This window comes from Azospirillum sp. RU38E, from assembly GCF_900188385.1.
Lineage (GTDB): Bacteria > Pseudomonadota > Alphaproteobacteria > Azospirillales > Azospirillaceae > Niveispirillum.
Genome location: NZ_FZOI01000003.1, coordinates 207,257 through 227,821 on the forward strand (window position 1 = coordinate 207,257; position 20,565 = coordinate 227,821).

The 20,565-nt window shown below is 65.1% G+C and carries 19 protein-coding genes; 12 read left to right on the forward strand and 7 right to left on the reverse strand.

Features of this window, described 5'->3' with window-relative positions; genetic code table 11:
* Positions 1–138: 138 nt before the first annotated feature.
* A complete protein-coding gene (locus tag CHB97_RS08335; protein ID WP_089287508.1) occupies positions 139–3,744 on the forward strand; it encodes a hydantoinase B/oxoprolinase family protein in 3,606 nt (1,201 codons plus the stop codon).
* 171 nt (positions 3,745–3,915) lie between these two features.
* On the opposite strand, the gene CHB97_RS08340 is transcribed toward CHB97_RS08335, so the two are convergent.
* The 6 genes from CHB97_RS08340 to CHB97_RS08365 all read right to left on the reverse strand — a co-directional run bounded on the left by CHB97_RS08340 (position 3,916) and on the right by CHB97_RS08365 (position 10,481).
* The gene (locus tag CHB97_RS08340; protein ID WP_089287509.1) at positions 3,916–4,740 is read right to left on the reverse strand and encodes a protein-glutamate O-methyltransferase CheR; all 825 of its coding nucleotides are present in this window, start codon (positions 4,738–4,740) and stop codon (positions 3,916–3,918) included.
* Positions 4,737–5,948, reverse strand: a complete 1,212-nt coding sequence (locus CHB97_RS08345) for a chemotaxis response regulator protein-glutamate methylesterase (RefSeq protein ID WP_244559460.1) — start codon at positions 5,946–5,948, stop codon at positions 4,737–4,739. The genes CHB97_RS08340 and CHB97_RS08345 overlap by 4 nt, the downstream gene beginning before the upstream one ends.
* A gap of 20 nt (positions 5,949–5,968) precedes the next feature.
* Positions 5,969–6,334: a PleD family two-component system response regulator gene (locus tag CHB97_RS08350; RefSeq protein WP_089287511.1), complete on the reverse strand. Its 366-nt coding sequence runs from the start codon at positions 6,332–6,334 to the stop codon at positions 5,969–5,971.
* 29 nt (positions 6,335–6,363) lie between these two features.
* Complete coding sequence (locus CHB97_RS08355; RefSeq protein ID WP_089287512.1) at positions 6,364–6,861, reverse strand: chemotaxis protein CheW; 498 nt, start codon at positions 6,859–6,861, stop codon at positions 6,364–6,366.
* The gene (locus CHB97_RS08360) at positions 6,858–9,605 is read right to left on the reverse strand and encodes a chemotaxis protein CheW (protein WP_089287513.1); all 2,748 of its coding nucleotides are present in this window, start codon (positions 9,603–9,605) and stop codon (positions 6,858–6,860) included. The genes CHB97_RS08355 and CHB97_RS08360 overlap by 4 nt, the downstream gene beginning before the upstream one ends.
* 246 nt (positions 9,606–9,851) lie before the next feature.
* Positions 9,852–10,481 (reverse strand): histidine phosphotransferase family protein, encoded by a 630-nt coding sequence (locus tag CHB97_RS08365; protein WP_089287514.1) that lies wholly within the window; start codon positions 10,479–10,481, stop codon positions 9,852–9,854.
* A gap of 105 nt (positions 10,482–10,586) precedes the next feature.
* Between CHB97_RS08365 and CHB97_RS08370 the strand changes: the two genes are divergently transcribed.
* The 4 genes from CHB97_RS08370 to CHB97_RS08385 all read left to right on the forward strand — a co-directional run bounded on the left by CHB97_RS08370 (position 10,587) and on the right by CHB97_RS08385 (position 13,215).
* Positions 10,587–10,775, forward strand: a complete 189-nt coding sequence (locus CHB97_RS08370; protein WP_089287515.1) for a DUF3553 domain-containing protein — start codon at positions 10,587–10,589, stop codon at positions 10,773–10,775.
* A gap of 133 nt (positions 10,776–10,908) precedes the next feature.
* Entirely contained in the window at positions 10,909–11,952 is a 1,044-nt protein-coding gene (gene moaA / locus CHB97_RS08375; RefSeq protein ID WP_089287516.1) for a GTP 3',8-cyclase MoaA, read from the forward strand.
* 60 nt (positions 11,953–12,012) lie between these two features.
* Positions 12,013–12,801: an NAD kinase gene (locus tag CHB97_RS08380; RefSeq protein ID WP_089287517.1), complete on the forward strand. Its 789-nt coding sequence runs from the start codon at positions 12,013–12,015 to the stop codon at positions 12,799–12,801.
* Between the two features lie 36 nt (positions 12,802–12,837).
* Positions 12,838–13,215, forward strand: coding sequence for a hypothetical protein (locus CHB97_RS08385; protein WP_089287518.1), 378 nt, complete (start codon positions 12,838–12,840; stop codon positions 13,213–13,215).
* Positions 13,216–13,221: 6 nt separating this feature from the next.
* Here CHB97_RS08385 and CHB97_RS08390 read toward each other — a convergent pair whose 3' ends face one another.
* Positions 13,222–14,064, reverse strand: a complete 843-nt coding sequence (locus CHB97_RS08390; protein WP_089287519.1) for a hypothetical protein — start codon at positions 14,062–14,064, stop codon at positions 13,222–13,224.
* A 334-nt stretch (positions 14,065–14,398) separates the two neighbouring features.
* Between CHB97_RS08390 and CHB97_RS08395 the strand changes: the two genes are divergently transcribed.
* From CHB97_RS08395 to CHB97_RS08425, 7 genes are all read left to right on the forward strand, one after another.
* Complete coding sequence (locus tag CHB97_RS08395) at positions 14,399–14,845, forward strand: EF-hand domain-containing protein (RefSeq protein ID WP_160105688.1); 447 nt, start codon at positions 14,399–14,401, stop codon at positions 14,843–14,845.
* An 11-nt stretch (positions 14,846–14,856) separates the two neighbouring features.
* Positions 14,857–15,582 carry an RNA polymerase sigma factor gene (locus CHB97_RS08400; RefSeq protein WP_244559461.1) on the forward strand — a complete coding sequence of 242 codons (726 nt, stop codon included), beginning with the start codon at positions 14,857–14,859 and terminating at the stop codon, positions 15,580–15,582.
* A gap of 17 nt (positions 15,583–15,599) precedes the next feature.
* Positions 15,600–16,070 (forward strand): hypothetical protein, encoded by a 471-nt coding sequence (locus tag CHB97_RS08405; protein WP_089287521.1) that lies wholly within the window; start codon positions 15,600–15,602, stop codon positions 16,068–16,070.
* The gene (locus tag CHB97_RS08410; protein ID WP_089287522.1) at positions 16,067–16,597 is read left to right on the forward strand and encodes a periplasmic heavy metal sensor; all 531 of its coding nucleotides are present in this window, start codon (positions 16,067–16,069) and stop codon (positions 16,595–16,597) included. Before CHB97_RS08405 ends, CHB97_RS08410 begins: the two co-directional genes overlap by 4 nt.
* Positions 16,598–16,647: 50 nt before the next feature.
* Positions 16,648–17,991 carry a DUF1800 family protein gene (locus tag CHB97_RS08415; RefSeq protein WP_089287523.1) on the forward strand — a complete coding sequence of 448 codons (1,344 nt, stop codon included), beginning with the start codon at positions 16,648–16,650 and terminating at the stop codon, positions 17,989–17,991.
* A 2-nt stretch (positions 17,992–17,993) separates the two neighbouring features.
* Positions 17,994–19,184, forward strand: coding sequence for a DUF1501 domain-containing protein (locus CHB97_RS08420; protein ID WP_089287524.1), 1,191 nt, complete (start codon positions 17,994–17,996; stop codon positions 19,182–19,184).
* Positions 19,185–19,330: 146 nt separating this feature from the next.
* Positions 19,331–20,458 (forward strand): nicotinate phosphoribosyltransferase, encoded by a 1,128-nt coding sequence (locus CHB97_RS08425; protein ID WP_089287525.1) that lies wholly within the window; start codon positions 19,331–19,333, stop codon positions 20,456–20,458.
* Positions 20,459–20,565: the final 107 nt, after the last annotated feature.

A 20,565-nucleotide genomic window follows, 5' to 3' on the forward strand; every position in this document is an offset into this window, starting at 1 on the left:
GGGATGCCGGGTGTAAAGCCGCAATGCCGCCAGCCCCCGCGCATGACAGCCCGGCAGCACGATCAGCTATGGACGGCGGGCCGCCGCACGCGCCACACTCCCGTCCTCATTCTGGGTACCGGCTGAAAGGATCAGGGCATGGGTTCGCGTTGGCAGTTCTGGATCGACCGTGGCGGCACCTTCACCGACATTGTCGCCCGCCGGCCAGATGGCACCCTGCTGACCCACAAGCTGCTATCGGAAAACCCTGAGCGCTACAAGGATGCCGCCGTGCAAGGCATCCGGGAACTGCTGGGCGTGGCAGCAGGGGAGCCGGTGCCGGCGGATGCGGTGGAAGCCGTGCGCATGGGCACCACGGTCGCCACCAATGCGCTGCTGGAACGCAAGGGGGAACCGGTGCTGCTGGTCACCACCGCCGGGTTGGGTGACCAGTTGCGCATCGGCTATCAGGCCCGCCCGAAGATTTTCGCCCGGCATATCCAGTTGCCGGAACAGCTTTATACGCGCGTGCTGGAGCTGCCGGAGCGGGTGGCGGCCGATGGCACCATCCTGCTGAAGCTGGATGAGGACGCCGCCCGCGCCGGGTTGCAGGCCGCCTTTGATGGGGGTTTGCGCGCCTGCGCCATCCTGTTCATCCATGGCTATCGCCATACCGCGCATGAAGCCCGGGTGGCGGACATCGCGCGGGAAATCGGCTTCACCCAGATATCATCCAGCCATCAGGTCAGCCCGCTGATGAAGATGGTGGGGCGCGGCGACACGACGGTGGCGGACGCCTATCTCTCCCCCATCCTGCGCCGCTATGTGGCGCAGGTGGCCGATGCGCTGCCGGGCATCCCGCTTTACTTCATGCAATCCAACGGCGGGCTGACCGAGGCCCAGCGCTTCCAGGGGCGTGATGCCATTCTATCCGGCCCGGCCGGCGGCATTGTCGGTGCCGTGCGCACGGCAGCGGCCGAAGGGTTCGGCCAGATCATCGGCTTTGATATGGGCGGCACCAGCACCGACGTATCGCACTATGCCGGGCAGTATGAACGCTCGCTGGAAACCGTGGTGGCCGGGGTGCGGCTGCGGGTGCCGATGCTGCGTATCCATACGGTGGCGGCGGGGGGCGGGTCGATCTGCCGGTTTGATGGGGCGCGGCTGCGGGTGGGGCCGGAATCTGCCGGCTCCAACCCCGGCCCCGCCTGTTACCGGCGCGGTGGGCCGCTGACGGTGACGGATTGCAATGTCATGGTCGGCAAGCTGCATCCGGATTTCTTCCCCCCCGTCTTCGGGCCGGAAGGAAATGAGAAGCTGGACGCCGCCGTCGTGCGGGAGAAGTTTGCCGCTTTGGCAGCCGAGGTATCGGCCGCCAGCGGCACGGCGATGACGCCGGAGGCGCTGGCCGAAGGTTTCTTACGGATCGCTGTGGAGAATATGGCCAATGCCATCAAGCATATCTCCGTCCAGCGCGGCTATGATGTCACCCGCTACGCGCTGAACTGTTTTGGCGGGGCGGGCGGGCAACATGCCTGTCTGGTTGCCGATGCCTTGGGCATGAAAACCGTTTATCTGCACCCGTTCGCCGGCGTGCTGTCGGCCTATGGCATGGGGCTGGCCGATCTGGGGGCTTTGCGCGACCGGGCGGTGGAAAATGTGCTGGACGAGAGCAGCTTCCCCAGCCTGATCCAGACCATCGGGGAACTGGGGCGCGACGCGGCGGCCGAATTGCAGGCCCAGGGGGTGGAGCCGGCCCGCATCGGCCTGCACCCCACCGCACGGGTGAAGGTGGCCGGCACCGATGCCGCCTTGGAGATCACCTTCGGGGAGGTGCCGGCCATGCGTGCCGCCTTTGCCGAGGCGCATCGCCAGCGCTTCGGCTTTGACGTGCCCGATCGCGCCCTGGTGGTGGAAAGCCTGTCGGTGGAGGCCGTGGCCGCCAGCGGGGAACATGTGGATATCGGCACCGGCCCTGCCGATGCCCCCACGCCCCTGACCCCGCCACCGGCCCTGGCCGACGTGCCGCTGTGGCTGGGTGGGGAAACCCGCGCAGTGCCGGTGCATGACCGGGGCAGCCTGCCCCCCGGCACCCAGGTGCCTGGCCCCGCCATTCTGCGCGAACCGACGGGCACCACCATCGTGGAACCCGGCTGGCGGGCCGATGTGACGGCACGCGGCGGGCTGGTACTGCGCCGGGTGGTGCCGCTGCCAGCCCGGGTTGCCATCGGCACTGATGCCGATCCGGTGATGCTGGAGGTGTTCAACAATCTGTTCATGTCCATCGCCGAACAGATGGGGCTGGCGCTGGAGAACACGGCCCATTCGGTGAATATCAAGGAGCGGCTGGATTTCTCCTGCGCCCTGTTCGATGCCGGCGGCAACCTGATCGCCAATGCCCCGCACATCCCGGTGCATCTGGGCTCCATGGGCGACAGTGTGAGGGCGGTGATTGAAACGCGCCGCGACAGTTTGCGCCCCGGCGATGCGGTGATGCTGAACAATCCCTATCGCGGCGGCACCCACCTGCCCGATGTCACGGTGGTGACGCCAGTCTTTGATGAAGCCGGACGCCATATCCTGTTCTGGGTGGCGTCACGCGGGCATCAGGCGGATATTGGCGGCATCACCCCCGGCTCCATGCCGCCCGACAGCCAGACCATCGACCAGGAAGGCATCCTGATCGATGATTTCCTGCTGGTGGAAGGGGGACGCCTGCGCGAACAGGCGGTGGTGGAGCTGCTGTCCAGCGGCCCCTACCCCGCCCGCAATATCAGCCAGAATCTGGGCGACCTGCGCGCCCAGGTGGCCGCCAATGCGCGCGGCCGGGATGAGTTGATGAAGATGGTCAGCCTGTTCGGGTTGGATACCGTGGCCGCCTATATGGGTCATGTGCAGCGCAATGCCGAAGAACAGGTCCGCCGCGTCATCAAGGTGCTGAAGGACGGGCACTTCACGGTGGCGATGGATAATGGCGCGGCCATCACTGTTGCCATCAGCATCAACCATGAGCAGCGCACGGCGAAGATCGACTTCACCGGTACCAGCCCGCAGCAGCCGAATAATTTCAACGCCCCCTCGGCCATTGTGCGGGCAGCCGTGCTCTATGTTTTCCGCACCCTGGTGGATGACGACATTCCGCTCAACGATGGCTGTCTGGCGCCGCTGGAAATCATCATCCCCGAAGGCTCCATGCTGAACCCGAAGTCGCCCGCCGCCGTGGTGGCCGGCAATGTGGAGGTCAGCCAGGCCGTGACCAATGCGCTTTATGGCGCGCTGGGGGTGCTGGCCGCCGCCCAGGGCACGATGAATAACTTCACCTTCGGCAATGACACCCACCAATATTACGAGACGATCTGCGGCGGGGCCGGCGCCGGGCCGGGGTTCGACGGCACCGACGCCGTCCATACCCACATGACCAATTCCCGCCTGACCGATCCGGAAGTGCTGGAATGGCGCTTCCCCGTGCGGCTGGAGAGTTTCCGTATCCGCCAGGGCTCTGGCGGCCAGGGGCGGTACAAGGGCGGTGAAGGGGTGGAACGGCGCATCCGCTTCCTGGAAGCAATGACCGCAGCCATCCTGTCCAACAACCGCATCAACCGGCCTTTCGGGCTGGCCGGCGGTGGCGATGCCTTGCCGGGGGCGGCGCGGGTGGAACGCGCCGATGGGCGGGTGGAGGAGTTGCCTGCCACCGCCAAGGCGGCGATGCAACCGGGTGACGCTTTTGTCATCGTCACGCCGGGCGGTGGCGCTTATGGCGGGTGAGGCCTAGGGCCGAATCGGAAGGGTCTGATTCGGTCCGCGACTCTGATTTCAGGTAAGGATGAGGGGTGAAATCACCCCCTATCCAAGGATTCGTTTCGACCCAGAAACAAGGAAAGCCGGCCCTTTCGGGCCGGCTGTTGGGAAAGGATGGCTGATCCTATCCTTACTTGGTCACTTGGATACAGGTGGGGCCAGCGTGTAAAGCCCCCGCTGACCATCCATCGGCTTAAACTTCTCCGTGATGCCCAGCACCGTCTCCGCCCCGCCCAGATACAGCACGCCGTCAGCAGGCATCTGCTTGGCGATGGCTTCCAGCACCTTGCCCTTGGTCGGCTGATCGAAATAGATCAGCACGTTGCGGCAGAACACGACATCGAACTGCCCCAGCGGAGAGAGATCGCCCAGCAGATTATATTCCCGGTACTGGACCTTGTTGCGGATCTCATCGCTGATCTGCCACTTGTCCCCCGTCTGCTTGAAATACTTCACCAGCAGGGTTATCGGCAGGCCGCGCTGCACCTCGAACTGGGTGTAAAGGCCGGCACGGGCCTTCGCCACCATCTCGCCCGACAGGTCGGTGCCGATGATCTCAATCTTCCAGCCGGCCAGCTTGGCGCCTTCCTCGTTCAGCAGCATGGCCAGCGAGTAGGCCTCCTGCCCCGAGGAACAGGCCGCCGACCAGATACGGATCGTCTTCTTCGCCTGCCGGTTGGCCAGCAGCATCGGCAGCACGACCGCCTTGAACTGGTCGAACGGCTTCTGATCGCGGTAGAAGGAGGATTCGTTGGTGGTCATGGCCTCCGTAATGTCGCGCAGCATCGCTTCATCGCGTTTGCTGCGGACGGCCGCGGCCAGTTCCTCCAACCCCTTCAGGTTCCATTTGCGGGAAACCGGCATCAGCCGGCTTTCCAGCAGATAGGCCTTGTCCGAGGTCAAGACCAATCCCGACCGCTGCCGAAGCAGGGTGCAGAACATATCGAAGTCTTCGACCTTCATGCTGCCTGCCTCAATGCGATCTTCCGAATAAAGGGTCCGATTTCTTTCAAGGGCAATACCGCACTGCAGAGACCGGCGGTCGCCACAGCACCCGGCATACCCCAGACGACGCTGGATGCCTCGTCCTGGCCGATGACAGCGCCACCAGCCTGCACCACATTTTCCGACCCGCGCTGGCCGTCATGGCCCATACCGGTCAGGATTGTCACCAAGACCCGCTTGCCATAGGAACGGATGATGCTGCGCAGCATCGGGTCCACGGCGGGGCGGCAGAAATTCTCCGGCGGGTCCTTGGTCAGGGTCAGGCAATTGACCCCGTTCTTCTGGACCACCAGCATATGGAAATCACCCGGCGCCACATAGGCACGGCCGCCAACAATGGGTTCCCCCTCCTTGGCTTCCGTGCAGGGTATCCCGCATTGGCGGGTGATATGCTCGGCCAGGATGGTGGTGAAGGTGGCTGGCATATGCTGGGTGATCAGGATCGGCTGCTTCAGATCCTTCAGATGACTCAAGACCTCAAACAAGGCCTGCGGCCCGCCGGTCGAACTGCCGATTGCCAGCACATCCGGCCGGAAGTCCGGCATCGGGCGCAGCGAGATCGGCGCCGGTTCCGGCTTGGGCCGCACAATCGGCGCCAGCGTATAGCTGGTGGTCGGGGCCACGCTGGGGGTTGGACCAATCGGACGTGGTGCCACACCGGGCGCACCCGGTGTCGGGGCAGGACCAGCCTTGCGCGGGTCCGCCCGGCGCGCGGCCATGCCCAGCGCCTTGACCTTTTCGGTCAGCTCGCGCTTGAAGTCCGCCGCACTGGTCAATTCACGCGTGGAGGATGGTTTGGGGATGTAATCCGCCGCCCCGGCCTTCAGCGCCCGCAAGCTGATATCCGCGTTCTTGGCCGTCAGGGTCGATGCCATGACGATCTTGACATTGGGATCAATCGCCAGCAGATGCGGCAGGGCCGACAGCCCGTCCAGCACCGGCATTTCAATGTCCAGGACGATCACGTCAAACGTCTGGCGTTGCAGCGTATTGATCGCCATCTGCCCATTGGCGACGGAGGCGACAACCTTCACCTCCGGATCGCCTTCCAGCGAACGGGTCAGCAGACCGCGGATGACAGCACTGTCATCCACCACCATGACTCTGTAGGGTTCTGTTCCGGCCGGGGCCGTTGCGGCCCCGGTTTTTCCGGGAAGCTCATTCATTGTTTGCAATCCCGGAAGGCTCAGAGGAGCCCGACCTGCTGGAACTTGGTTTGGATGATGTCGCTGTCGAAGGGCTTCATGATGTACTCATTCGCCCCGGCCGACAGCGCTTCCTGGATGTGCGCCAGGTCGTTTTCCGTGGTGCAGAAAACGACCTTGGGCGCCTGTCCCCCGGTCATCTTGCGCAGCCGGCGCAGGAACTCGATACCGGTCATGACCGGCATGTTCCAGTCCAACAGGATGGCTTCGGGCATGGCCTTGGCACAATGATCCATGGCCTGCTTGCCATCTTCTGCCTCGGAGCAGGTGAAGCCAAGCTCTTCCAGGATCTTGCGCGCCACCTTGCGGACCACGCGGCTGTCATCAACGACCAGACAGGACTTCATCAATCGACCTCGCCAAGGGGGCGCGTTGGTTACGCCGCTTCGATATTAGCAAAATTCAGCAGCTTGGAGACATCGAGAACGACCAGCAACGTCTCTTTCAGACGATAAATGCCGGTGGAGATCTCACGCCAGCGCTGATCCATGGTGGCCGGGTGGCGTTCAAAATCATGGCTGGTCAGGCTCAGCACCTCACCGACATGATCGACCATCAGGGAGTAAAGCTCCCCTTTATGGTCCACCACAATGCTCATCACCGGCTTGCCGTCCGCCGGGCGGGGCGGCAGGCCCAGCCGCAGACGGACATCAATGGCGGTGACGATACGGCCGCGCAGGTTCAGGCTGCCCGCCACTTCCGGCGGGGCCAACGGGATGCGGGTGATCTTTTGCGGACCCAACACATCCTGCACCTGCAAGACGGGGATGCCGAACAGCTGACCGGCAATGGTCGCCGTCACGAAATCCTCGTTCTTAATGGTGGCGACTTCCTGGGAGCCGGCCTTCTTGACGACGGGGAGACGCGCGCTCATGCGGCACCTTTTTCGGAGATGGTCTGCTGCAGGGTGAAGAGCAGGGCTTCACGATCGAACTTGGCGACATAGTCGTTGAAACCGGCCTCGCGGCCGCGATCCAGGTCGCGCGGGGTGGAATGGCTGGACAGGGCCACCAGCGGGATGGAGGACCAGCGGGTACCGTTGCGCACCGCCTGGGCAAAGTCCAGACCGCTCATGCCGGGCATTTCGATATCGGAGACGATGACATCGAAATCTTCACCCGAGTCGCACAATGCCAGTGCCTCATCGGCACTTTCCACTGCCGTGACGTCATAACCGGAGACGGTCAGCAGCGGGGTCAGCAGGTTGCGGAAGAACGGGCTGTCATCCACCAGCAGCACGCGGTGCTGCCGCAGATCCTCAAACCCTTCATGGGCATTGCCGAACCAGTCCTTGAAGGCACGGGTGAGGTAGAAGCCGGCATCAATGACATCTGTGGCCTTGCCAGCGATGATGGCCGAGCCCAGGAAGCCGGGACGTTCCGTGCCCAGTTCAACCGCCAGCTTGTCCTCGACGATATCGACAATCTCGTCCACCACCAGACCCATGGACCGTTCGCCATCGGCGAACACCACCACCGGCTGGCGCTTGTCGCGCACGATCTTCCAGGTCGGATCGATGGGCACCAGCGGCATCAGCTTGCCGCGATACTGCACCACCGGTTCCCCGTTGGAGAGTTCGACATGGTTGAGATCGACATCTTCCAGGCGGGCGACCAGCGACAGCGGCACGGCCTTCGGCCCGCCTTCCCCGGCGCTGAACAGCAGCAGGGCCATCTTGTCGTCCTCCCGGCGGGTGGCCTTGGCGGCTTCCTGGGTGGCAACCTGGGTATCCTGCAGGGTGGCCATGTTGCCCGACGCCGTGGCGATGCCGTTCGGATCCAGGATCATGATCACCGAGCCATCGCCCAGGATCGTGTTGCCCGAGAACAGCTCGATATGGCGCAGGATCGGGGCCACCGGCTTGACCACGATTTCTTCGGTATCGAAGACGCGATCAACGATGATGCCGAAGGTGTAATTGCCCACCTGGCTGACGACGATGAAGGTTTCGCGCTTATCGTCATCCTCCGCGGTGCCCAGCTTCAGCAGGCGCTGCAGGCTGACCAGCGGCAGCAGACGGTTGCGCAGACGCAGCACCGGCGCGCCATTGATGCGCTCGATCTTGTGCTCGCTGTCATCGGCGGCGCGCACCAGCTCCACCACGCTGATCTGCGGCACGGCGAACCGTTCGGACGCGCATTCCACGATCAGGGCGGAAACGATGGCCAGCGTCAGCGGGATCTTGATGGTGAAGGTCGTACCGCGACCTTCGATCGACCGCATCTCGATCGTGCCGCCGATCTTTTCGATATTGGTCTTCACCACATCCATGCCGACGCCGCGGCCGGAAACGGACGTGACCTTGGCGGCGGTAGAGAAGCCCGGCTTGAAGATGAACTGCTGGATCTGCTGATCCGACATCTGGGCCAGTTCAGCCTCGGTCGCAAGACCATTCTGGACGATCTTGGCCTTGATCTTGGCCAGCGCCAGACCCTTACCGTCGTCGCTGATCTCAATGATGATGTGACCGCCTTCATGGAAGGCGTTCAGGGTGATGCGGCCGGTTTCCGGCTTGCCAGCGGCGATACGTTCCGCCGGAATTTCCAGCCCATGGTCGCCGGAATTGCGCACCATGTGGGTCAGCGGATCTTTGATCAGCTCCAGCACCTGACGGTCCAGTTCCGTCTCGGCGCCCAGCATCTGCAGATCGATCTTCTTGTGAAGTTCGTGGCTGAGATCGCGCACCAGACGCGGCAGCTTAGCCCAGGCATTGCCGATGGGCTGCATCCGCGTCTTCATGACGCCTTCCTGCAGCTCCGACGTCACATGGTTCAGGCGCTGCAGCGGGGCGGCGAATTCGCTGTCCTTCTGCGAACGCAGGATCTGCAACAGCTGGTTACGGGTCAGCACCAGCTCGGAAACCATGGTCATCAGGTTTTCCAGCAGATCGACATGTACACGAATCGTCTGCTGGGCCAGCGCGCTTTCCTTGGCGCCCTCGCCACGCACGTCTTCGTTATTGGAAGCGGCTTCGGCACGGGGCGGCGGCGGGGCGGCAACGGCGGGCTCGGCCGGCGGTGCCGGCTCCGCCACCGGGGCGACATCGCGGCTGGCGGCGGGCTTGGTCGCCACGGGCACCGACGGCGGCGGGGGCGGCGGCTCTTCCTTCTTCGGCTCCGGCTGGGCAACCGGCGCCAGCGTATGGGTCAGAGCGGCCGGCACCGGCTCGAACAGCTGGTCAGGATCGTTGGTCGCCACCACCGGAGCGGGTGCAGCGGCCGCACCGGCGCGTGGCAGCTCCTTACCTTCGGCCATGGCGTTCAGCCGGTCGATCAGATCCTGATCATTGCCCGGCGGTTCCGCCTCGGTCTGTTCCAGAACCGACAGGATACCCTTGATCGTGTCCAGCGATTCGAGGATCAGCGACACGGCATAGGGCGACACATGCAGTTCACCATCGCGGAACTTGCCCAGCACATTCTCGGCCGCGTGCGCCACCGATTCCAGGCGGGGCAGCCCCAGGAAACCGCAGGTTCCCTTGATGGTATGAACCAGACGGAAAATATTACTCAGCAACCCCGGATCATTGGGGTTCTGTTCCAACTTGACCAGTTCCACGTCGAGAACGGCGAGATTTTCGTTCGTCTCGGTGAGGAATTCACTCAGCAGATCATCCATGGTCCACGCCCCGCTCCGGGAAAACTCTGTTTCCGCGATGTCGCCAATTCGTGCCAGCCTTCCAGAGGATCAGCCCCCTGGTCGATTACGGCCTGTCAGCCACGATAGTGCCAGAATCTCGTTTAAATCATCTTACCCTTGCCCAAATTGATGACGCGCCGAGGGGGGGCATTGCAAGCGGAAGATTACCTCTTTTCGGGTAGGTTCGACCATTCGATTATGGCCCAACCCACCCTTAAGATAGCATTAACGCTCTTGCCCAAGCGAAATCGTCAGTTTCCCCTCCGCGACATCACGCCCTGGCGTGAAAGCCAGTTTGTAGAAGCGCGCCATCACCAGACCGACATGCATCAGGATACCGCGTGGTGTCAGCTCCGCTTCCGGCACCCCGCCATGCAGCACCCGTAACGCCTCCTCCCGCAGGCCGCAGCCGGTACCGGCTGCCACCAGTTCCAGCCCCCCATCATCCCCGGTCAGGGTCAGGGTGCCACCCCGCGGCAGCGCCTCTTCCGCGATCAGGGCCGACAGCAGAACCAGTTTCAACAGGCCGGGCGGCGGCACGATCAGCGCCGGCCGCCAGATGAACTGGATGCGACCGCCGGCGAACCACCCCTCCAGCGCCTCCCGCGTGCCGGGGATGGGCAGCACCCCGCCGCCCGACCCGGCGCCCAGCGCCAGCCGGAACAGGGCCAGACGGCGCGCGGCCGTGCGGGCGCTGTCGGCAACAAGGTCCAGGGCCTCCCCCATCGCCTCACCACCACCCCCTTCCTCGATCAGTTCCACCCCGTTATTGATGGCGCCGACCGGGCCGATCAGGTCATGGCACAGCCGGGAGCAGAGAAGCTCCACCGCCCGGACACTGAAAATTGCCTCCATGCCATGCCTCCCGTCCTGATCATTTGTTTACGAAATAACCATATCATTTCCATGACAGTTGGCGGTCAGCTTGAGATCACCGCCTGACAGGAAGGAAAAAAGCAGATGGATGATACCCTGGTACCCGGCGCCTTTGTCCGCCATCCGGGCCAGCCCGACTGGGGGCTGGGCCAGATTCAGTCCGTCATCGGCCCACGGGTGACAGTCAATTTCGAAAATGCGGGAAAATTGCTGATCAATATCGCCACCGTCTCCCTGACCGTTGTGGACGAGGACGACCCAGCCCTGCATTGATCTGGGACATTTCTGCTTCGCCCCGTTGGGTGGATACAGCAACACCCCTGCACGCCACCTTGGAGGGCGGGAGCCAAGGCTCTATATCTGCTGTCACCAACCCGCCCCCGTCCATCCGGAGTTGCCCCGTCCCATGCCGCTTGCCGATGGCCAGCCCTTTGCCGTGCCCGCCCCCCTGATCGATCCATTCGGGCGGGCCATCACCTATGTGCGGGTCTCCGTCACCGACCGCTGCGATTTCCGCTGCACCTATTGCATGTCGGAAGACATGCATTTCCTGCCCAAGGCCGACATCCTGTCGCTGGAGGAACTAGAGCGGCTTTGCACCGCCTTTATCCGGCTGGGCACGCGGCGGCTGCGTTTGACGGGGGGCGAACCGCTGGTCCGGCGCAATATCATGGAGCTGGTGCGCAATCTGGGCCGGCATGTGGCCAGTGGCGCGCTGGAGGAATTGACCCTGACCACCAATGGCAGCCAGCTTTCCCGCTATGCGGATGAACTGCGCGCTGCCGGCGTCCGCCGGATCAATGTCTCCCTGGATACGCTGGACCCGGCGCGGTTCCAGGCCATCACCCGCTGGGGCCGGCTGGCCCAGGTGATGGAGGGGCTGGAGGCCGCCCGCCAGGCCGGGCTGGCGGTCAAGATCAATGCCGTGGCCCTGAAGGGCGTCAATGATGGGGAACTGGATGAGATGCTGGCCTGGTGCGGCCGGCAGGGATTTGACCTGACCCTGATCGAGGTGATGCCGCTGGGCGACATGGACGGCAATGGCGGCGGGGCCGTGCGGGAAGAACAGTTCCTCTCCCTGCGCACCGTGCGGGCGGATCTGGAAAAGCGCTGGACCCTGCGGGACAGCGACCACCGCACCGGCGGCCCCGCCCGCTATGTCACGGTGCAGGAAACCGGGCAGCGACTCGGTTTCATCACCCCGCTCAGCCACAATTTCTGCGAAAGCTGCAACCGGGTGCGGGTCACCTGTACCGGCACCCTGTTCATGTGCCTGGGCCAGGAGGATGCGGCCGACCTGCGCACGCCTTTGCGGGCGGAGGCGGGTGATGGCGCCCTGGTCCAGGCCATCCGCGACGCCATCACCCGAAAGCCCCAGGGCCATGATTTCATCATTGACCGGCGGCGCGGCCCGGCCGTGGGCCGGCATATGAGTGTCACCGGGGGCTGACCGGGGCATCGAAGCGGTATAAGGTGACGCCCCCATTCGGCCTTTGTTGGAAACAAGCCCTTGCCCGGTTTCCCCGCCTCCCCTGGTTCCGTCCCCCTCGCCTTCGTCGCTGCCGATACGGTGGAGGCCCGCAGCGCACGGGAGCGCTTGGCTATCCGCTATGGCGGCGTGCCGGCGGAAGAGGCCGGCATCATCGTCGCCCTGGGGGGCGATGGCTTCCTGCTGGAAACGCTGCACCGTTTCCTGGCCCGCGGCACCCCCGTTTATGGGATGAACCGGGGCTCTGTCGGCTTCCTGCTGAATGATTACAGCGAGGATGGGCTGACCAACCGGCTGTTGCGCGCCCAGCGCGTCACCCTGCACCCGCTGCGGATGACGGCCACCAGCAATGATGGGCAGGTGCAGGAAGGTCTGGCCTTCAACGAGGTGTCGCTGCTGCGCGAAACCCGCCAAGCTGCCAAGCTGCGGATCAGCGTAGACGGGGTGGAACGGCTGGCGGAACTGACCTGCGATGGCGCCCTGGTCTCCACGCCGGCCGGCAGCACCGCCTATAACCTGTCAGCCCATGGGCCGATTCTGCCACTGGGGGCGGATATCCTGGCCCTGACCCCGATCAGCGCCTTCCGGCCCCGCCGCTGGCGCGGCGCCCTGCTGCCCCATACGGCCAAAATCCGCTTCGATGTGATGGAAGCCAGCAAACGGCCGGTCAGCGCCGTGGCTGACTTTACCGAGGTGCGCGATGTAGCGCGGGTGGAGATCCATGAAGATCGTGGGGTCGCCAGCACCCTGCTGTTTGATCCGGAATTGGCCCTGGAAGAACGCATCCTGAAGGAACAGTTCGCCCCCTGAGCGGCGTTTCTGTTCACCCCCTTTGGAGAGAACGCCATGCCCTTTATGGACCGCGAGAATTTCATCGATCTGCTGAACCGGCTGGGGGACGAGGATGATCAGGTGGTGCTGGCCGCCGCCCGCACCATCCATGCCCGTGTCGCCGAATCCGGCTTCGGCTGGGACGGGCTGCTGCTGCCGGCCGGGGCGCGCAGTGATCAGCCCATCCCGCCCCCGGCCATCGCCGCCCCGCCGGACGTGGACGAAACCGATGCGGCGTTGATCGACCGGCTGCTGCGGGATTACGCCCTGTCGGACATGACCCGGGGAGACCTGCTGGAGATGAAGGCCCAGGCCGAGCACGGCAGCCTACCGGCCGAGGACAGCAAATATCTGCGCGATCTGGCGCTGCGGCTGGCACAGGCCGGGCCATAAGAACGCTTAGCGCAAAGGGCGGAAATAGCGCAGCAGGTTCTGCAATTCCGCCCGCAGCGCCTCATCCTCCCGCAGCCGCGCCTGCAAGGCGGCATCGCGCTTGGCCAGAAACACCACATGTTCCTTGGGCGGCAATTGGCGATAGGACGGCTTGGTGCTGATGCTGCCATCATCCTGGATGGTGGAGAGAAAAAACGATACCCGCATGAATTTGGAAAACAGTTTCGCCGCCGACTCCGGCGGCTCGCGCGAGATGATGGCGCAGATATAATAAAGCCGGAAGAAATAATAGCTGTTATAAATACGCTGGATGGTGTGGAACTGTTCATTCGGGCTGCTGGTCTTGCTCAGCAGCTGCTGTTCCTTGAAACCGGCATGAAAATGGTTGGAGGCTTCCTTGCCAAACAGCAGGGGGCGTTCCCGGCCCGCGCTCATCCGTTTGCGGTAATCGATCAGGGCGCGGCCGACCAGCGTGTGGATCATCCGGCGTTCCACATCCAGTTCCGCCGGCAGACCCATCAGGAAATCGATCGCCGGCATCAGCTGGGCCGGATGCACAATGGCGGCGCGGCGCGCCCGCCCTTTGCCCAGCAGGGCCGCCTGCAACCATTCCACCATGTCATGCGCCTGCCAGCGCAGCCGCACGGTAAAGGGAATGGTGCTGAGCCCGCTGGATTGCAGGAACAGGCGCACATGGTCGCGCCATGTCTTCTGCGGCAGGCGGACATATTCCACATCCGTCAGCTTGATGGGATTGCCCAATGTCTCAGCCGTCGGCGGCGCGGGCCGGAAATCAAGGCTACGCCCGTAAATGACGCCCTTCAGCTTGGATTCCCCTGACGGCGGCATCGCCCCTTTTCCAACCCCAATCAATCGACCAGCCGGGCGAGCAGCCTGCGGCCCGCCGTTAACATGTCGTTATTACCACTAAAGGCGATGGGGCGCACGGCGATTCGCGTGATGGGCATCCCCAATCCTGAAAGGGTGTGACCTGTTTCACCCGCCCCATCCGGCTGGGGCGGAGAAAGTGGGGGCAGCGTCCCAAAAATTGGAAAATTCCCATGCAGGGTCGCCCCCCGGCCCCCGTATCAGCAATGAACGAGGCGGCATGGCGCCGTGTCCGGCCTCGGGACCAGGCGGTGGGGATCCACCGCCCGTTTTCCTGAACTCGGAGATCGCAACCATGCATAGCTCTTCCCGTACCCTTTTGTGGACCACGCTCGCCGCCGGCCTGTTGCTGGGCACCGTCGCCGTTCAGGCCCAGGATGCACCGCCGCCCCCGCCGCCGGGTGCCCCGGGGCCGATGGATCGCGCTGCCGGCCCGCTGCGTCAGGAGATGCTGGCCAAGTATGATACCAACAAGGATGGCAAGCTGGACGAGAGCGAGCGCGCCGCCATGCGGATGGATCATTTCAAGGCGATGGACAAGAAGGGTACCGGCAAGATCAGCAAGGCTGACTTCCCCGCCGCCATGGAAGCCGCCCGCGACGCCGAGCGTGCCCGTGCCGAAGCCGCCCTGTTCGACAAGATGGACACCAACAAGGACGGCTATGTCACGGCGGAGGAATTCGCCGCCTTCAAGCCGGATTGGCCCGGCAAGGACCGCCCGCGCCGTCACAAGCACGATTGATCCGGTACGCCATGACCATGCCGGCCACCGCCAGGGCACGCCCCTTGCCGCCGCCCCCCGACCCGACCGATAAGGGATCAGCGGGGGCAATGACGGCGGCCGGCATGGATCAGGCCAGCAACCAGCGGGGAATGATGGAGAGCGGGGACGAGCGGGAGGCGATGGGTGACGAGGCGCTGGTGGCCCTGGTGGCCGCTGGTGACCGCCGCGCCTATGGCATCCTGGTCACCCGCCATCTGGACCGCACCATCACCATCGCCCAACGCGTGCTGAACAACCGGGCCGAGGCGGAGGATGTGGCGCAGGAGGCTTTCCTGCGGCTCTGGCGCCATGCCGACCGTTTCGACCCCGGTGCCGCGCGCTTTTCCACCTGGTTTTATCGCATCACCACCAACCTGTGCCTGGATCGGACACGGCGCCAGCAGCCGCTGGCGCTGGAAGCGGCGGGCGATCCGCCCGATCCGACCGCCGATGCCGAAACCGCCCTGGTCGGCCAGCGCACCCGCAACGCCGTGCTGGCCGCGGTGGCGGAACTGCCGGATCGGCTGCGCGCGGCCGTGACCTTGACCTATGATGCCGGACTGTCCAACGCAGAAGCCGCCCGCAGCATGGATATCAGTGTGAAAGCCTTTGAAAGTCTGCTGGTACGTGCCCGCCGGTCCTTACGGGACCGGCTGGCCGCCTGGGGTGCCGCCGATGGCAAGGGCGGGCCCGCCAGGGCCGGCACGGAACGTTGAGAAGGGGGATTGGACCCATGAACGAAACGGAATTCCATAACCTTCTCGACCGGTTCGGCGCGGATCTTTCGCAATGGCCGGCCGACAGGCGCCGTGCGGCCGAACAGGCCATGGCGGCGGATGCATCGCTGATTGATCTGCTGGCGGCAGAGCAGCTGCTGGCCGCCTGCCTGCCCGATCTGCCGCCCGTCGCGACGGCCTCTGCCGATTTGCGCCAACGCATCATGGCCCTGCCGCTGGCCCATCCCCGCCCGCTTGCCGCACCCGGTCTGCTGACCGAGCTGTGGCAAAGCATGACGGCAAGCTGGCGGCAATGGTCGATGGGCATGGCCACCGCCAGTGCCGCCGCCGTGCTGGGTTTCGTGCTGGGCTATGGCCAGATGCTGCCCCCGATGTCGGGGACGGAGACGGCCAGCAGTGATAATCTGGTCACCATGCTGAACGCGGCCGCCGATTACGAGACGGCCGATACGGAGCAGGCACAATGAAACGGTCCACCCTTCTGCTGACCGGGGCGCTGGTGCTGTCGGTCTCCATCAATCTGGGGGTGGCCGGCCTGTGGGCGGGCCATTGGCTGCGCGGCGAACCAGAAGGCCCCGTCGACCGGGTGCTGGGCGCCGTGCCGCCCCCCATCCATGAGCGTATCCGCGAGGCCATGCGCTCCTCCCCCCGCACGCCGGAAGTGAAGGAGCGGATGGAGGCGATGCGCGCCGCCCGTCGCGCCGTCAATGACGCTTTGCGCGCACGTCCCTTCGATGTCACAGCCGCCGAGCAGGCTTTTGCCACATTCCGCGAAGAGACTAGCCGCGCGCAGGAAAAGTTCCATCAGTCCCTGATTGAAACCATGGCGCAGGCCCAGGCCGACGGCACGCTGCCCCCACCGCCGACAAAGGGCGGGCGGGATGGCAGACCGGACGGCCGGCCCGATGGCCCCCCCGGCCCGCCCCCGCCGGGCGGGCCGGGGGGCGCTGCGCCGCCGCCTCATGCTCCCCCTCCCCCGCCACCGGGTGAATAGCCCGGTTCCGTGGGACCGGGCCAGGGCGTTCCCCACCGGAGGATCGTTCCATGGTGATGACTGGTCCCGCATCGGCCGCGCTGGCGGCCCATGCCACTGCCCGGTTCGGTTATGGTGCCGCACCGGGTGACCTTGCCCAAATCAGCCGCGACCCGCGCGGCTGGGTGGAAACCCAACTGGGTGGTTTGCCCCCCGGCCTGCCGGCCGGCTTTATCGATCATCCCGGCAGTGCCCCCCGCCTGATGGAGCTGCTGGCCGTGCGCAAGCTGGGCCAGAGCGAGGAGGCGATGGCCCGCCGCAAGGCCTTGCAGGAGGCCTATCGCAGCGATGCCGCCACCCGCACCCGGGTGGCCGCCAGCAGCGACCGGCCGCTGATTGAACGGCTGACCCAGTTCTGGTCCAACCATTTCACCGTTTCCACCCAGCGGGGCGAGGTGGCCCCCCTGGCCGTGGCCTTTGAAAATGAAGCGATCCGGCCCTATGTGCTGGGCCAGTTCGAAGAAATGGCCAGGGCCGCCATTCTGCATCCGGCCATGCTGGTCTATCTGGACAATGCCCAATCCATCGGCCCCAACAGCAAGGCCGGGCAGAAGCGCAAGCGCGGCCTGAATGAGAATCTGGGCCGGGAGGCGCTGGAGCTGCACACGCTGGGGGTGCATGGTGGCTACGATCAGGATGATGTACGGGCGCTGGCCCTGATCCTGACCGGCTGGACCATCGACCGGCAGGATGGTGACGGCACCGCCTTCTTCAATCCCAACACGCATGAGCCGGGGCCGAAGACCCTGCTGGGCCGCACCTTCCCGGAGGAAGGGGCGGCGGAGGCACCGGCCGCCATCACCATGATGGCCAACCACAAGGGCACGGCCAAGCATGTGGCGGTAAAGCTGGCCCGGCATTTCATCGCCGATGATCCACCAGCCTCTGCCGTCAATGCCCTGGAACGAAAATTCAGGGAGACGGGCGGCGATCTGGGGGCGGTGACGGCCACGCTGGTGGGGCTGGATGCCGCCTGGGAGGAACCGCTGGCCAAGCTGCGCAGCCCCAATGATTTTCTGACCGCCGCCCTGCGCGCCACCCAGCTGCCGCTGGATGAGAAGCAGGTGGTCAATGCCCTGAACCTGCTGGGCCAGATGCCCTTTGCCGCGCCTTCCCCCGCCGGCTGGCCGGACCGGGCCGCCGACTGGGCCGGGCCGGATGCCGTGGTGCGCCGGGTGGACTGGTCGCTGGCCCTGGGGCAGCGGGCCGGCGGGCGGGTGGATGCCCGCCTGCTGCTGGCCGATACGCTGGGCGATCTGGCCGATGCCGAACTGGTGCAGATGGTGGCCCGCGCCCCTTCCCCCGCCGAGGCTTTGGCCCTGGCTCTTTCGTCCCCCGCCTTTCAACGGAGGTAAGGATGCATCGCCGTCATTTCCTGGGGGCCGGCATGGCTGCCGGCCTGCTGGCCGCCAGCCCGCTGAAGGTGGCCTTCGCCGATGCCGCCACCGACAAGCGGCTGGTGCTGATCGTGCTGCGCGGGGCCATGGACGGGCTGGGGGCCATCGCCCCCTATGCCGACCCGGATTATCGCAGCATTCGGGGTGAGTTGGCCTTGGCCGAGCCGGGCCAGCCCGACGGGCTGCTGGACCTGGACGGGTATTTCGGCCTGCACCCGGCCCTGGCGCCCATCCATGGCTGGTGGGCGGAAAAGCAGTTGTTGGCCGTCCATGCCATCGCCACGCCCTACCGGGAACGCAGTCATTTCGATGCACAGGACCTGCTGGAAAGCGGTGGGGCCAAACCGACGGGGCAGAAGACCGGCTGGCTGAACCGGGCGCTGGATCAGGTGCATGGTCATGGCACGGGCTTAGGTCTGGCCCTGGGCCAGGGCGTGCCGCTGGTAATGCGCGGTGCGGTACCCGTGGCCAGTTGGGCACCGTCGCCCCTGCCGGAACCGACCACCGACTTCCTCAACCGGGTGATGGATATCTATCAGAAGGACAAGGTGCTGGGCCCGGCTTTGTCGTCCGGCCTGGGCATTGCCGACATGGCACAGATGGCCAGCGGCGTGCCGGCCGGCCAGCCAAAGCCCAAGGACCGGCAATTAATGGCCACCACCGCCGGCCGGATGCTGGCCGATCCCGCCGGCCCCCGCGTGGCAGTGATGGATATGCAGGGCTGGGACACCCATGTCGGCCAGGGCTCCATCAAAGGCCGGCTGCCCAACGCGCTGACCGATCTGGCGGAGGTAATGGGCCTGCTGCGTGAAGGTCTGGGCGAGGCATGGAGCAAGAGCGTCATCGCCGTGGTGACGGAATTCGGCCGCACCGTGCGCCCCAACGGCACCGGCGGTACCGATCATGGCACGGCCGGCGTGGCCCTGCTGGCCGGTGGCGCCATTGAAGGCGGGCGGATGCTGGGCAAATGGCCGGGCCTGCGGGACGACAAGCTCTATGAAGGCCGCGACCTTGCCCCCACCACCGACATGCGCGCCCTGCTGAAAGCCGTGCTGAAGGACCATCTGGGCGTCTCCACCCGCGCGCTGGATGCCCATGTCTTCCCCGATGGCAAGAATGTCCGCCCGCTGGCAGACGTGATCCGGACGTGACAGACGGTCTAGGGCCAGGTGCGTTTAACCGAAAACGCACCCGGCCCTAAGTCCTTGTTCAGCGAGCGGATTCACGCCCAAAGCGATTCCGCTTTTCCGCGATCCGCTCTATGATCGGTTTCCCGTTTCGTCCTGGAACCGATCCGATGACCAGCACCCCGCCCGGCCCCGATGATGTCAGCCGCTGGACCGATGTTTACTTCCAGCGTACCCGCGCGATCGTGGAGAAATTCGGCGACCAGCGCGTGACCTATGCCGTGTTCATGCGCCGGCCGGTGGTGTTCGCCCCCCGGCTGGCGCTGGACTGGCTGCGGCAGACGGCCGCCGCGCGCGGCTTCACGCCGGAGATTCAGCAGAATTACGCAGAAGGCAAATGGGTGGGGGCCGGTGAACCGATGCTCTGGATCACCGGCCCGTTCAGCCAGATGGCAGAACTGGAAACCCTGTTCCTGATGAAGCTGGGCCCCGCCTGTGTCGCCGCCTATAACGCCTATATGATGTGCGCCGGCCTGCCCAAGGCGGCCTTCCTGGCCATGGATGCCCGCCATTGCGCCGGGACGGAGATGGCGGAGATCATGGCCTATGCGGCGTCGGTCGGGTCTGCCCGGGCCCGGCGGCGCGACGGGGCGGTGGGATTTGTCGGCAATGCCACCGACGCCACCGCCCATTATTTCGGCCGCGACCAGGGGCTGGGCACCATGCCCCATGCCCTGATCGGCTATGCCGGGTCCACCGTGCGCGCGGCGGAGATGTATCACGAGACCTTCCCCGGACAGGCGATGACCGTACTGGTGGATTATTTCGGGCGCGAAGTGAGCGACAGCCTGGAAGTGTGCCGCCGCTTCCCCGATCTGGCTGCCAGCGGCGATCTGGCCCTGCGGCTGGACACGCCGGGCGGGCGCTTTGTCGAAGGGCTGGACCCGCCCACCAGCTATGCCGTGTTGGACCGCCACGCGCCGGACAGCATCAGGGGCTATCGGGATGAAAGCGAGCAACGCCACCTGATCGGCGCCGGCGTCTCCGCCGCCGCCATCCACTGGATGCGGGAAAAGCTGGATCAGGCCGGATTCCCCAAGGTGAAGATCGTGGCCAGCAGCGGCTTTTCCCCGGAAAAATGCCGCGTCATGGCCGACGCCCTGGCCCCGATCGACATTATCGGCACCGGCAGCTATCTGCCCGACAAATGGTCGGAAACCTACGCCACCGCCGATATCGTGGAATATAACGGGGTGAAACGGGTGAAGGTGGGACGGGAGTTCTTGCTGCGGCGGTGAGGGGGGGGGATTTTGGCGATAGCTCGTCCGCGCCGCTTCCAAACGTTACTCCGTTGCGCATCCTTGCCTTCCCCGCGAAAGCGGGGAACCAGGGGCCAGAGGAAATA